This is a genomic window from Thermomonas sp. (assembly GCF_041905325.1).
GTDB lineage: Bacteria > Pseudomonadota > Gammaproteobacteria > Xanthomonadales > Xanthomonadaceae > Thermomonas.
This window is the reverse complement of record NZ_JAYRLK010000003.1, coordinates 85,189-98,449: the sequence shown is the minus strand read 5'-3', so window position 1 is coordinate 98,449 and position 13,261 is coordinate 85,189. Positions and strand designations below refer to the sequence as shown.

The following is a 13,261-nucleotide window of genomic DNA, read 5'->3' as shown; positions in this document are numbered from 1 at the left end:
AGAACGCGTCGATGTCGCAGAACGAACAAACCCCGGGCACCACGCCCGAAGCCACCCCGAACTCCAACTACGATTCCAGCAAAATCACCGTCTTGCGCGGGTTGGAAGCGGTGCGCAAGCGTCCGGGCATGTACATCGGCGATGTCCATGACGGCACCGGCCTGCACCACATGGTGTTCGAAGTGGTCGACAACTCGGTGGACGAGGCACTGGCCGGTCACGCCGACAACATCCTTGTCACCATCCACGCCGATGGTTCGGTCAGTGTGTCCGACAACGGCCGCGGCATCCCGGTGGACATCCACAAGGAAGAGGGTGTGTCGGCAGCCGAGGTGATCCTCACCGTGTTGCACGCCGGCGGCAAGTTCGACGACAACAGCTACAAGGTGTCCGGTGGCCTGCACGGCGTGGGTGTCAGCGTGGTCAATGCGCTTTCGAGCAAACTGACACTGGACATCTGGCGCGATGGTGGCCACCACCAGCAGGAATACGCCCACGGCGAGCCGGTCCATCCGCTCAAGCGGCTGGGGGAGCAGGGCGACAAGCGCGGCACCACGCTGCGCTTCTGGCCCTCCACCGAAACCTTCAGTGATGTCGAATTCCATTACGACATCCTGGCGCGACGCCTGCGCGAGCTGAGCTTCCTCAATTCCGGGGTCAGGATCACGCTGCAGGACGAGCGCGAGGAAGGCCGCCACGACGTGTTCCAGTACGAAGGCGGCATCAAGAGCTTCGTCGAGCATCTGGCGCAGGTGAAAACCCCGTTGCACCCGAACGTGATCTCGGTGACCGGCGAGCAGAACGGCATCACCGTGGATGTCGCCCTGCAGTGGACCGACGCCTATCAGGAAACGATGTTCTGCTTCACCAACAACATCCCGCAAAAAGACGGCGGCACCCATTTGCAGGGCTTCCGCTCGGCGCTGACCCGCACCCTGACCAATTACATCGAGCAAAGTGGCATTGCCAAGCAGGCCAAGGTGGCGCTGTCGGGCGATGACATGCGCGAAGGCATGATCGCGGTGCTCTCGGTGAAGGTGCCGGATCCCAGCTTCTCCAGCCAGACCAAGGAAAAGCTGGTGTCTTCGGACGTGCGCCCGGTGGTGGACAGTACGTTCGCTGCGCGGCTGGAGGAGTTCCTGCAGGAACACCCGAATGAAGCCAAGGCCATCGCCGGCAAGATCGTGGATGCCGCCCGCGCCCGTGAAGCCGCCCGCAAGGCACGCGACCTCACCCGCCGCAAAGGCGCGCTGGACATCGCCGGCCTGCCCGGCAAGCTGGCCGACTGCTCGGAAAAGGATCCGGCGCTGTCGGAACTGTTCATCGTCGAGGGCGACTCGGCCGGCGGCTCCGCCAAGCAAGGCCGCAACCGCAAAACCCAGGCCGTGCTGCCGCTGCGCGGCAAGATTTTGAACGTGGAACGTGCCCGTTTTGACCGCATGCTGGCCAGCGCCGAAGTGGGCACCTTGATCACCGCGCTGGGCACCGGTATCGGCAAGGATGAATATAACCCGGATAAATTGCGCTACCACCGCGTCATCATCATGACCGACGCCGACGTGGACGGCAGCCATATTCGCACCCTGCTGCTGACCTTCTTCTACCGGCAGATGCCGGAGCTGATCGACCGCGGCCATATCTACATCGGCCTGCCGCCGCTGTACAAGATCAAGCAGGGCAAGAACGAGCTGTACCTGAAGGACGATGCCGCGCTGGACGCCTACCTCGCCGGCAGCGCGGTGGAGGGCGCCGGGCTGGTGCCGGCCGATGGCGAGCCGGCGATCGAGGGCGCGGCACTGGAAGGGCTGCTGCTGGCGTATGCCCGCGCGCGGGAAGCGATCGCGCGCAACGCCCATCGGTTCGATCCGGGGGTGCTGGAAGCCTTGGTGGATTTCCTGCCGCTGGATGCCGCCAGCGTGGCTGCGCACGGCGACATGAGCGCAGCGCTCGATACCCTGGCGGCACGCCTCAACCAGACCGGTTTGGGTAAACCGCGTTACACCCTGCGCTGGCAACCCGCGCAGGAGAGTCGTCCGGCGGCGTTGTTGGTGACGCGTACGCACATGGGCGAAGCCCTCACCCAGATCCTGCCCCTGCCGCTGTTCGAGCACGGTGAGTTGCGCCCGCTGCGTGAAGCCGCCAGCCGCCTGCACGGGCTGGTGCGCGATGGCGCGCGGATCGTGCGCGGCAGCAAATCGCAGCCGATCGTCTGCTTCGCCGACGCCCAGGCATGGTTGTTGGAAGAAGCCAAGAAAGGCCGCCAGATCCAGCGCTTCAAGGGCCTGGGCGAAATGAACCCGGAACAGCTGTGGGACACCACTGTGAACCCGGACACGCGCCGCCTGCTGCAGGTGAAGCTGGAAGACGCGGTGGCCGCCGATGCCATCTTCAGCACGTTGATGGGAGATGTGGTGGAACCGCGCCGCAACTTCATCGAGGAAAACGCACTCAAGGTGGCCAACCTGGACGTGTGAACCACCGGCCGGACGCCGGAAGGCGTTTTGGCAGATGTCCATTCATGTTGTTTCTGCTACGTTCATCCGGTACCCGCCGCCGTCACGGGCAGCGTCCCAGCCATCGAGGTGTTCCATGTCCCAGATTTTCCGTCGCCCGCTTGTTGTTGCCCTGACCGCCGCACTCGGGGTGTCGTTGTTGGCGGCATCGGCCATTGCCCAGCAAAAAAGCGAGTCGATGCGTGACGCTGACCAGCGAGCAAGGAGCATGTCGGATGGAAAAGGCGAGCACCCGTCCGGGAAAAAAGACGGCGATGCAGCGAAGAAGCCGGCCCTCTACCCCAATGCAGCCCGTGTAGCCCCGGAGATCAAGGTTTCCCCGAAAGCAAGCAAGCTTCTGCAGGCAATGCAGGAGCAATACGGGAAAGATGATTGGGCAGGCGTGATGGCCAAAGCGGACGAAATCGTGGGGTTGTCGTCCGCGAATGCCTATGAAAAATCGTTTGCCTACTCCATGGCAGGCAACGCTGCAGCAAGTGCAGACGACCAGGCCAAGGCCGAGGAGTATTTCACCAAAGCTGTCGAAGCCAATGGTTTGGACAATGACGGCCACTACTCGACCATGTACAACTTGGCCGCGACCCAGTTCGGTGAGGACAAGTTTGCGGATGCGTTGAAGACCATGGATCGTTTTCTGGCAGAAACCAAATCCGACAAAGCAGAACACTTGGCGTTTCGCGCGGGGATTTTGGCCAACCTGGAGCGGTACGAAGAAGCCGCTGCGATCTACAAGAGCCTGATTGCGCAAAATCCAAATGACAAACGCATCTTGATGAATGCCGTAGCTGCCTTGCAGAACGCAGGAAAGTTTCCGGAAGCGAATGGCTTGTTGGAGGATGCCTACAAACGCAACATGCTGACGGAATCCAGGGAGTTGCGTTCCTTGTACATCGGGTACATGAACGTGGAGCGCTGGGATGATGCGCGGAAAGTGATTGAGGATGGAACGGCCAAGGGCATCCTGAAGCCGGGCCCGGATTTGGCGCGCGACTACCAGGTGCTGGCGCAGAACGCCTATGCGGCCGACAACCTGCCGCTGGCCATCGAGTTCTACAAGCGCGCTGCACCGATGGCGGCCGATGGCGAAGCGTACCTGAACCTTGCCAAGGTGCTGGACATGGCGGGCAAGAAAGCGGAAGCCAAGGCGGCGGCCAAGCAGGCGCTGGAAAAGGGCGTGAAGAAGCCGGAGGATGCCAATCGCATCCTGGCGCGCTGAGACGCAGCACGCACTTTTTTGCATACGCCAGCGTCGGGACTTGGAACAAGTCCACATGACTGGTATAAACTAGACAGTTCCTGCGGTCGAAACACCGCGCAGTGTTCGCCCCGATCAGAACGGTCGGGGCTCCCCCTAGCAGAGCCGTGCGCATGACGCAAGATCTCGCCTACATCGAGAAAAATGATGACCGCGATGGCGGTTTGAGCTGGCCGCGCATCACCGGCATCAGCTTCGCCATCGCCCTGCATGCTGCAGCGCTGCTGCTGCTGCTGTCGCCGATTGCGCCCCCGGCGCAGGATGCGGACAAGACCGATGTGGTCAATGTCACCTTCATCCAGCCGCCGCCACCGCCGCCGCCGCCGCCGCCGCCGCCGCCGCCGACCGACAAGCCGCCGCCGCCGATCAAGACGCTGGCACCGCCGACGGTCAAGACCGTGACCCCGCCGCCGCCGGACGATCCGCCGGTGGTGCTAGACCAGGCTCGCGCCAGTGACGTGCAGGCTCCACCGCCGTCACCGCCGTCGCCGCCGGCATCGGTGCCGGACATCGGTTCCAGCGTCGATGCTTCTTCGCGTGCCATGAATCCGCCGCGGTATCCAGCGGAAGAGTTGCGGCGTGGAGTGCAAGGTACGACGATCCTGATCGTCAGCATCGACGAGAATGGTGGCGTGCTCGATGTTGTAGTTGAGAAGTCGAGCGGTAACCGCAACTTGGATCGTGCAGCCCAACAAGGTGCACGCAAGTGGCGTTTCAATCCGGAGCGCAAGAATGGGCAGAAGGTCGCCAGTCGCGTACGCGTACCGGTAGAGTGGAAGCTCCAATGAGTTCAGCTGCACCTGCTTTACCCTGATCAATTCTCCAGAGCTACACCCCCCATCCACGACATCCAAAGGTAAGCGTTATGTTGCAAGATACTGCTGCTGCCGCACCTGCCGCCGCCGGAGGCAACAACGCCGCCGCGCTGCAGCAGATGGGCTTCGACCATCTGATCCAGGGCTTCGACGCGGTCGGTTGGGCCGTGTTCCTGACCCTGTCCATCATGTCGCTGATGTCCTGGTACTGGATCATCATCAACTTCCTCAAGAACATCCGCCTGCGTGGCCGCGCCGATCGCGTGGTCAACACGTTCTGGGAAACCCCGAACGCGCAGGACGCGATCCGTTTCATGGAAGAACAGCCGAAGTCCGAGCCGTTCTCCAAGATCGCGCTGGATGCCGCCCAGGCAGCCGCCCACCACCAGCGTCAGGATGGCTCGCGCCTGGCCGAGTCGCTGAACCGCTCCGAGTTCGTCGACCGTGCCCTGCGCCAGGCCGTGACCCGTGAATCGCTGGGTCTGGAAGACGGCCTGACCGTGTTGGCCACCGTGGGCTCGGCGGCACCGTTCGTCGGCCTGCTGGGTACCGTGTGGGGCATCTACCACGCCCTGATCAAGATCGGTTCCTCGGGCGACGCCTCGATCTCGGCCGTGGCCGGCCCGGTGGGTGAAGCGCTGATCATGACCGCCATCGGTCTGTTCTCCGCGATCCCGGCGCTGCTGGCGTACAACGCCTTCGTGCGCTTCAACCGCGTGACCAACAACCAGTTCGACACTTTCGCGCACGACCTGCACGACTTCTTCGCCACCGGCTCGCGCGTCGGCGAAGCGGCCGGCAAGCGTTGATCGAAGCGAACGGATCCTGACGGAGGCCCCTGACCATGGGTGCGAGTGTTGGCAACAAGGAAGAAGGCGCGCCGATGGCGGAAATCAACGTCACGCCCCTCGTGGACGTGATGTTGGTGCTCCTGATCATCTTCATGATCACCACGCCGCTGATGAACCACAAGGTCAAGGTGCAGCTGCCGGAAGCGGTGGTCGTCAAGAAGAATGACGACAAGAAGCAGCAGCAGCCCCCGATCACCATCTCGGTGACGGAGGCGGGCGAAATCTTCCTGAACGACGAGCCCACCACCAAGCAGGCGATCGAAAGCCGCCTGTCGGTGGAAGCACAGAAGACCCCGCAACCGCCGGTACAGATCCGCGGCGACAAGGCCACGCCCTACCATCTGGTGAACGATATCGTGAAGATCGCGCAGCAGCAGGGCATGGCCAAGGTCGGCTTCATCACCACCCCGCCGAAGAAAGGTCAGTAAGGAGACTCCAGGATGGCCTTTTCGACCAAATCCAGCCAAGGTGCCATGGCCGACATCAACGTCACGCCGCTGGTGGACGTGATGCTGGTGTTGCTGATCATCTTCATGGTGACCATGCCGATCCAGTCGGTGCCGGTGGATGTCGATCTACCGCAAAAGGCGCAAACCCCGCCGGACAACCAGAAGGAGCCGCCGAAGCCGATCGAGTTGCGCATCGACAGCAGCGGCCAGGTGTTCTGGGACAATTCGCCGACACCGGTGAGTGCGTTGCAGAAGATGATGGAAGAAGAAGTTGCCCGCGACCCGAGCAACCAGCCGGAGTTGCAGATCGATACCAACGACCAGGCCGAGTATGGCGTGCTGGCCAAGGTGTTGGCCGCCGCCAAGAATGCGGACATGGCCAAGATCGGCTTCGTGCAGAAATAACAACCGTTTCAGGCCCCGGGGTTCCGGGGTCCGTCGTGGATGACGAAAACGCCACCTTCGGGTGGCGTTTTTTTTTGGTTCTTCCTGCGCCCGGCAGGCAACACGCCGCGCATCAAGTGCGATGGGCGGTGTCGATGATGGTGCAGTAGGCCCGCACGGTGGCATCAAGGCCGGCATACAGGGCTTCGCCGATCAGGGCATGGCCGATGGATACTTCCCGCACCGCGGGAACGCCGGCAAGGAAAGCGGCCAGGTTGGCCTGTGACAAATCGTGCCCGGCATTGACTTGCAGGCCGGCGGCCTGCGCCAGTACCGCCGTGTGCGCAGCGGCATCCAGCGCCGGCTGCGGGGCGCCGGCGGCAAACGCCTCGGCGTAGGGGCCGGTATACAACTCGACGCGATCGGCCCCCAGTGCGGCCGCATCGGCCACGTGTGGGTTGCCAACGTCCACGAACACGCTGACACGCGCACCCGTGGCATGCAGTGCGGCGATCAATGGCGCCAGCCGGTGGCCGTCCGCGCCGAAATCGAAGCCATGGTCGGAGGTGAGCTGGCCATCGCCATCGGGCACCAGCGTGACTTGCGCCGGCCGCACGCTCTGGCACAACGGCAACAGGCCGGGGTAACCAGGACGTGGTGGTGCAAACGGGTTGCCTTCGATGTTGAATTCCACGCCTCGGCTGCGGCACAGGCCACCGAGGGCCAGCACATCGTCGGCCCGGATATGGCGGGCGTCCGGGCGCGGGTGCACGGTCAGGCCATGCGCACCGGCGTCGAGGCAGGCGATCCCGGCGGTGACGACATCCGGCTCACGGCCACCGCGCGAGTTGCGCAGCACCGCGATCTTGTTGAGATTGACGCTCAGTGCGGTCATGGCAGGCGGATGCTGGAATCGGACGAATCGTCGTCGTTGTCGCCGGGGATGCGCGCCTGCGCCTGCTCGCGCAAACGGCGCAGCTCGGCCGGGTCCAGCAGTTGTGCGAGATCGCGGCCCTGGTTGGCCACCCGTGCCTGGTACAGGCCCAGCACCCACAGCACGAACAACACCAGCGCCGCCAGCAGGCAACCCAGCAGGACGGCCGTGGAAGGGGTGATGAACGCGATCGCCATGGCGGCAATCGCCAGCAACAGGAACAACCAGGGCATGCGGGGATCTCCCGGGAACGATGGCGCAGTGTACGCCGCACGCGGCGGCGTCGGCAGGGTCAAAGCAGGGGGGCCAGCAGGCGTGCCAATGCCTCGGGCAGGCGGCTGCGCAGCAGCGGTTGGGGTCGGTCGGCGCGGACCTGCCGGGCACAGGCGAACTCCTGCTCCATGAGGGCGGCAAGGTCGCGGGCGATGCCGCCATCGTTGAGCAGCAGCGACGCCTCGAAATTGAGGCGGAAGCTGCGGTGGTCGAAATTGGCGCTGCCGATGATCGCCAGGCGCTCGTCGACCAACAGGGCCTTGCTGTGCAGCATGCGCGGGCCGTATTCGTAGACCTTGACCCCGGCGGCCAGCAGATCGTCGTAATAGGAGCGCACGCAGTACGTCACCAGCCGGCTGTCGCTCATCCGCGGGACCAGCAAGCGCACGTCCAGGCCCCCGAGGGCGGCCGAGGTCAGCGCCATCATCGCGGCTTCACCCGGCACGAAATACGGCGTGCTCAGCCATATCCGGCGATTGGCGGCGTGGATGGCACCGACATGCAGGCGGTGGATGGCCTCCCACGGCGAATCCGGGCCGGAGGCCAGCAGTTGCACGCGGAGGGCACCGGGTTGCCGCTTGGGCATGGCCAGCGCGAGTGCTTCGATGAAATGCCGTTGGCCGGTGGCATACGCCCAGTCCTCGACGAACACTTCCTGCAACGAACGCACCGCATCGCCTTCGATGCGCAGGTGGAGATCGCGATAGGCATCGCCGCGCTGGCGTTCATCCTCTTCATCGGTGATGTTGATGCCACCGATGAAGCCGATGGCACCATCGATGACCGCCAGCTTGCGGTGGCTGCGCAGGTTCAGCCACGGCCGCCGCCAGGGCAGCCACAGGCGCGACGGATGGAACCACGCGACTTCGCCGCCCGCCTCCAGCAATGCCCGGAAAAAGCGTCGGTTGGCGTGTTTGGCCCCGACCGCATCCACCAACAGGCGCACCGCCACGCCTGCTTGCGCACGCGCAACCAGTGCATCGCGCACTGCCCGCCCGGTGTGGTCGGGCTCGAAGATGTAGTACTCCAGATGGATGTGGTGGCGGGCAGTGGCAATGGCGTCCAGCAGTGCCGGGAATTTGCGGCTGCCGTCGATCAGCAGGCATGCACGGGTGGCGGTGGTGGCAGGCAGGCCACTGGTGGCACGGGCCAGGGTGCGCAATTCCAGGCTGGCATCGTCGCCGTCCAGCAGTTCCGCCGGCAGCGATGCGTGTTTGCGATGGCGGCGCGCGCGCTGCCGGTGCAGGCGCTGCGGGCCAAGCACGTAATAGATCAGGAAGCCGACCATCGGCAACGCCGCCAGGCTGACCAGCCAGCTCAGGGTGGCCACCGGCTCGCGTTTTTGCAGCACGATCCAGCCGCCCAGGCCGAGCAGGTACAGCACCCAGACAAGGGTGAGCCAGGTGCGTGCATGCGGCAGCATCCACAGGGCGTGCAGGCCGTGCAACAGGGTGTCCAGACGAAGGTCTCCTCTGCGAGGGCGTGGCGACGGCTTACCCGGAGAATGGCAGCAGCGGCCCGCCCATCCACAGCCAGCGTGCCAGCCAGGCGCTGACCAGCGCAATCAGGGCGGTCAACGGCAATCCGATGCGCAGGAAGTCGCCGAAACTGTATTGGCCGGGCCGCAGGATCAGCAGGTTGCCGTGGTGGCCGATCGGCGTGAGGAACGCCACCACCGCGCCCAGGGCCGTGCACACCACGAACGGTGCCGGCGGCAGCCCCAGCACATGCGCGGTGGCGATGGCGATGGGGCCCAGCAGGGCGGTGGTGGCGGCATCGCTCATCACCTGGGTGAGCAGCGCGGCCAGCGAAAACACCACCAGCAGGATCGCCAGCGGTGGCCAGTGCGCGATCAGGTGCGCCAGCCCCTGCGCCAGCAAGGCGGCAGTGCCGGTCTTTTCCATTGCGATCCCCAGCGGGATCACCCCGGCGATCATCACGAAAATGCGCGTGTCGATGCTGCGGTACGCCTGCTCCACGTCGATGCAGCGGGTGACCACCATCGCCGCGGCCCCGAACAGGAACGCCAGCTGCGGCGGCAGGCTGCCACTGACCGCAGCCAGGATGGTGACACCCAGGATGACCAGCGCCAGCGGCGCGCGCAGGCGGCGCTTGGCCTCGCCGGCGAACGGCACCAGCATCAGGAAACCGTGGTGGGCGGCGAGTTCGGCGAAGCGGCTGGGTTGCCCCCACAGCACCAGCAAATCGCCTTCGCGCAGGCGCGCATCGGACAGGCGTTCGGCCATTTGCTCGCCGCGCCGCCACAGGCCGGCGATCACGGTGCGGAACTGGCGGGCGAAGTCCAGCTCGCGAATGCTGCGGCCGATGAATTCGGAACCCGGGGCGACCACCGCCTGCACCAGTTGCGGTTTGCCGTCGCCGCTGGCTTGCGCACCGAAACGGGCGATCGCGTTCAAGTCCAGCCCGGCGTCGTCGTGCAACGACAGCAATTCGTCGGCGGCGGCTTCCACCAGCAGCACGTCGCCGGCCAGCAGCGGGCTGTTGCTGCCCAGGTCGGCGCGCTGCATGCCGTCGCGCAGCCAGCCCAGCAGGCGGAAGCGCTCGCCCAGCGCGCGTTGCAGGTCGGCCAATGGCCGCGTGCACCAGTGGCCGTCCTTCACCACCACCAGCTCGGTGCGGTAGCGGTCCAAGCGCAGGTAGTCGTCGTCGTTGCGCTCGCCGTTGCGCTTGGGCAGCAGCCAACGGGTCAGCAGCATGTAGGCGGTGCCCACCAGCACCAGCGCGATGCCGATCGGGGTGATCGCGAAGATCCCCAGCCCGGTGCCACCCGTCCGTTGCAACATGTCGTTGGCGAGCAGGAATGCCGGTGCGCTGAACAGGGTCAAGGTGGTGCCCAGCGACGCCGCCAGCGACATCGGCATCAACAGCCGCGATGCCGGCAGCTTGCGGTTGTGCGCGTGCCGCAACAGCAGCGGCAGCATCATCGCGGTCACCATCACGTGGTGGGTGAACGCGGCCAGCAGTGCCACCAACGGCATCACCACCGCGATGGTGCGCCACTCGGCGTGGCCGGAAGCGCGTTCGATCCAGCTGCCCAGTTTTTCACTGATGCCGGTGGCACCGAGCGCACCGGAAATCACGAATACCGCCGCCACGATGATCGCCGGTTCGCTGGAAAAGCCTGACAGCGCCTGCTTTTCGTCAAGGATGCCGGTGAGCACCAGTGCCGCCAGGATCAGCATGGCGGTGACGTCGACGCGCAGCTTTTCGCTGATGAACAGGTACAGCCCGCCGACCAGGATCAGGCCGAAGGCGAACTGTGACCAGAGGTGTTGGTCAAGATGCATGGCCTCATTCTGCCCCAGTTGCGCGGGCTTGCCGCATCACGCTACGGCATGGCAAACGCAGGATGCGTACTTGCACGACGGGCATGCCGGCATGCCCGTCGTGCGGGGCTTCAGGCATGGGCGGCGTCGTGGGCGTGATGGTAGGCGACCGCGGCTTCCACTTCGGTCTTCGAGCCCAGGAACACCGGCACCCGCATGTGCAAGCCGGTAGGCTGCACTTCCAGCATGCGCATGCGGCCGGTGCTGGCGGCACCGCCGGCCTGTTCCACCAGCAAGCTCATCGGGTTGGCTTCGTACATCAGCCGCAGCTTGCCGCCCTTGGGCGCGCACTTGCTGTCCAGCGGATAGCTGAAGATGCCGCCGCGGGTGAGGATGCGATGCACGTCGGCCACCATGCTGGCGACCCAGCGCATGTTGAAGTCCTTGCCGCGCGGGCCTTCCTTGCCCAGCAGCAGGTCACCCACGTAGGCCTGCATCGGCGCTTCCCAGAAGCGCTGGTTGGACATGTTGACCGCGAACTCCTTCGTTTCCTCGGGAATCGTCATCCCGCGCGTGGTCAGCACGAAGCTGCCCACTTCGCGATCCAGCGTGAACGCATGGGTGCCATGGCCCACGGTCAGCACCAGCATCGTGCTGGGCCCGTAGGTGCAGTAGCCGGCGGCGACCTGTGCGGTGCCGGGCTGCAGGAAGTGTTCGTCGCCGGCATTGGCCACCCCGTCCGGGCAGCGCAGCACCGAGAAAATGGTGCCTACCGAGATGTTGACGTCGATGTTGGAGCTGCCGTCCAGCGGATCGAACAGCAGAAGGTAGTTGCCGCGCGGGTACTTGTCCGGGATCGGCTGCGAGGTGTCCATTTCCTCCGAGGCCAGCCCGGCCAGGTGGCCGCCCCAGGCATTGGCTTCCAGCAGGATTTCGTTGCTCAGCACGTCCAGCTTCTTCTGCGCTTCGCCCTGCACGTTGATGCTGGCCTGCCCGCCTTCGCCGGCATCGCCCAGCACCCCGCCCAGCGCGCCCTTGCCCACCGCGATGGAGATGCGCTTGCAGGCGCGCGCCACCACTTCCACCAGCAGGCGCAGTTCGGCGTTGATGCGGCCGGCTCGTTGTTCCTCGATCAGGAATCGGGTCAGTGAAATGCTCGATGGGGTCATGGCGGTATCCGTGGCTGCAGGCCGCCATTGTCGCCGATGTCGGTGCGGGCCGCCCGCGCCACTCCCGTTGCGGCACCGGCTGCGGTAGGCTTGCGGCTTGCCGCATGCCGTCATGGGAGATCGCATGAGCGGAACCGGGTTGCAGGTCATGGTGGTGGAGGATCACGGCTTCCAGCGCCGCATCGCGCTGCGGTTGCTGGCCGATCTCGGCCACGAGCAGGCGCTGGAAGGTGCCGACGGGTTGCATGCGCTGGACGTGCTGCGCCAGCAGCCGGCGCCACCGGACGTGGTGCTGGTGGACCTGGACATGCCGGGCATGGACGGCATCGAATGCATCGGCCACATCGCACACGAGCACCTGGCGCGCGCGGTGGTGGTGGTCAGCGCGCTCGACCCGGCCCTGCTCAATACCGTGCAGACCATGGCCCGTGCCTACGGGCTGCGGGTGCTGGGCAGCGTGGAGAAGCCACTGACCCGCGACAAGCTGGAAGTGGTGCTGGCGCGCTTCCACGAACATGCGGGGGAAGCCCTCGACGAAGGCGAGGCCGATTTCGAACCCGACGAGGCGGTGGCGGCGCTGGCGCGCGGCGAGATCGTGCCGTGGTTCCAGCCGCAGGTGGAATTCGGCAACGGCAAGGTGGTGGGGGTGGAAGCGCTGGCGCGCTGGGAACGCGCCGATGGCAGCGTGGTGCGGCCGGTGCTGTTCGTGCCGGTACTGGAAGCCGCGGGACAGGCGCACGCGCTGACCGATCGCATGCTGGATGCCGGGTGCCGCTGGTTGCACCATTGGGGCCAGGAAGGCCGTCGCCTGCGGCTGTCGGTCAACGTCTCGCCGTTGGCGCTGGCCGATGCGACCGCCGCCGACCGCTACCAGAGCATCGTTGAAAGCCACGGGCTCAAGCCGGAGGACGTGGTGCTGGAAATCACCGAAAGCTCGCTGATGACCGATGCCGCGCGCGGGCTGGGGGTGCTGGCGCGGTTGCGGCTGAAAGGCTTCGGGCTGTCCATCGACGACTTCGGCACCGGCTATTCCTCGTTGGCGCAATTGGCGCAGGTGCCGTTCACCGAACTGAAGATCGACAAGGATTTCGTGTTTGCCTCGCACGCGCAGCCGCGCAAGCGGGCGATGGTGGAAGCCAGCCTGGACCTGGCGCGCAAACTGTCCCTCACCACCGTGGCGGAAGGCGTGGAAACCGTCTACGACTGGCAATTGCTGGCCGAACTGGGCTGCAACGTGGCCCAGGGGTGGCTGATCGGGCGGCCGGTACCCGGCAGCGAGCTGCCGGCGGCAATCGCCCGCTGGCGGCGGCCGGCGCGTTGAGCACGGCGCT

Annotated in this window: 12 protein-coding genes; 7 read left to right on the top strand and 5 right to left on the bottom strand. The window is 65.3% G+C overall.

What is annotated here, in order from left to right; genetic code table 11:
• Positions 1-11: 11 nt before the first annotated feature.
• The 6 genes from gyrB to ACE3OK_RS04570 all read left to right on the top strand — a co-directional run bounded on the left by gyrB (position 12) and on the right by ACE3OK_RS04570 (position 6,288).
• Positions 12-2,474 (top strand): DNA topoisomerase (ATP-hydrolyzing) subunit B, encoded by a 2,463-nt coding sequence (gene gyrB / locus ACE3OK_RS04595; RefSeq protein ID WP_374248377.1) that lies wholly within the window; start codon positions 12-14, stop codon positions 2,472-2,474.
• Positions 2,475-2,589: 115 nt separating this feature from the next.
• Positions 2,590-3,729, top strand: coding sequence for a tetratricopeptide repeat protein (locus ACE3OK_RS04590; RefSeq protein ID WP_374248376.1), 1,140 nt, complete (start codon positions 2,590-2,592; stop codon positions 3,727-3,729).
• Between the two features lie 152 nt (positions 3,730-3,881).
• The gene (locus ACE3OK_RS04585) at positions 3,882-4,556 is read left to right on the top strand and encodes an energy transducer TonB (RefSeq protein ID WP_374248526.1); all 675 of its coding nucleotides are present in this window, start codon (positions 3,882-3,884) and stop codon (positions 4,554-4,556) included.
• A gap of 77 nt (positions 4,557-4,633) precedes the next feature.
• Positions 4,634-5,392 (top strand): MotA/TolQ/ExbB proton channel family protein, encoded by a 759-nt coding sequence (locus ACE3OK_RS04580; protein WP_374248375.1) that lies wholly within the window; start codon positions 4,634-4,636, stop codon positions 5,390-5,392.
• Between the two features lie 35 nt (positions 5,393-5,427).
• Entirely contained in the window at positions 5,428-5,862 is a 435-nt protein-coding gene (locus tag ACE3OK_RS04575; RefSeq protein WP_374248374.1) for an ExbD/TolR family protein, read from the top strand.
• A 12-nt stretch (positions 5,863-5,874) separates the two neighbouring features.
• Positions 5,875-6,288 carry an ExbD/TolR family protein gene (locus ACE3OK_RS04570; RefSeq protein WP_374248373.1) on the top strand — a complete coding sequence of 138 codons (414 nt, stop codon included), beginning with the start codon at positions 5,875-5,877 and terminating at the stop codon, positions 6,286-6,288.
• Positions 6,289-6,400: 112 nt separating this feature from the next.
• Here ACE3OK_RS04570 and ACE3OK_RS04565 read toward each other — a convergent pair whose 3' ends face one another.
• The 5 genes from ACE3OK_RS04565 to ACE3OK_RS04545 all read right to left on the bottom strand — a co-directional run bounded on the left by ACE3OK_RS04565 (position 6,401) and on the right by ACE3OK_RS04545 (position 11,930).
• Positions 6,401-7,162, bottom strand: a complete 762-nt coding sequence (locus ACE3OK_RS04565; RefSeq protein ID WP_374248372.1) for a pyridoxine 5'-phosphate synthase — start codon at positions 7,160-7,162, stop codon at positions 6,401-6,403.
• On the bottom strand, positions 7,159-7,434 hold the full coding sequence (locus ACE3OK_RS04560; RefSeq protein WP_374248371.1) for a hypothetical protein: 276 nt from the start codon (positions 7,432-7,434) through the stop codon (positions 7,159-7,161). Before ACE3OK_RS04560 ends, ACE3OK_RS04565 begins: the two co-directional genes overlap by 4 nt.
• Before the next feature lie 59 nt (positions 7,435-7,493).
• On the bottom strand, positions 7,494-8,897 hold the full coding sequence (gene cls, locus ACE3OK_RS04555; protein WP_374248525.1) for a cardiolipin synthase: 1,404 nt from the start codon (positions 8,895-8,897) through the stop codon (positions 7,494-7,496).
• Positions 8,898-8,967: 70 nt separating this feature from the next.
• Positions 8,968-10,782, bottom strand: a complete 1,815-nt coding sequence (locus tag ACE3OK_RS04550; protein ID WP_374248370.1) for an SLC13 family permease — start codon at positions 10,780-10,782, stop codon at positions 8,968-8,970.
• Positions 10,783-10,892: 110 nt separating this feature from the next.
• Positions 10,893-11,930: a class 1 fructose-bisphosphatase gene (locus ACE3OK_RS04545; protein ID WP_374248369.1), complete on the bottom strand. Its 1,038-nt coding sequence runs from the start codon at positions 11,928-11,930 to the stop codon at positions 10,893-10,895.
• A 124-nt stretch (positions 11,931-12,054) separates the two neighbouring features.
• Between ACE3OK_RS04545 and ACE3OK_RS04540 the strand changes: the two genes are divergently transcribed.
• Positions 12,055-13,251, top strand: coding sequence for an EAL domain-containing protein (locus ACE3OK_RS04540; RefSeq protein ID WP_374248368.1), 1,197 nt, complete (start codon positions 12,055-12,057; stop codon positions 13,249-13,251).
• Positions 13,252-13,261 lie beyond the last annotated feature (10 nt).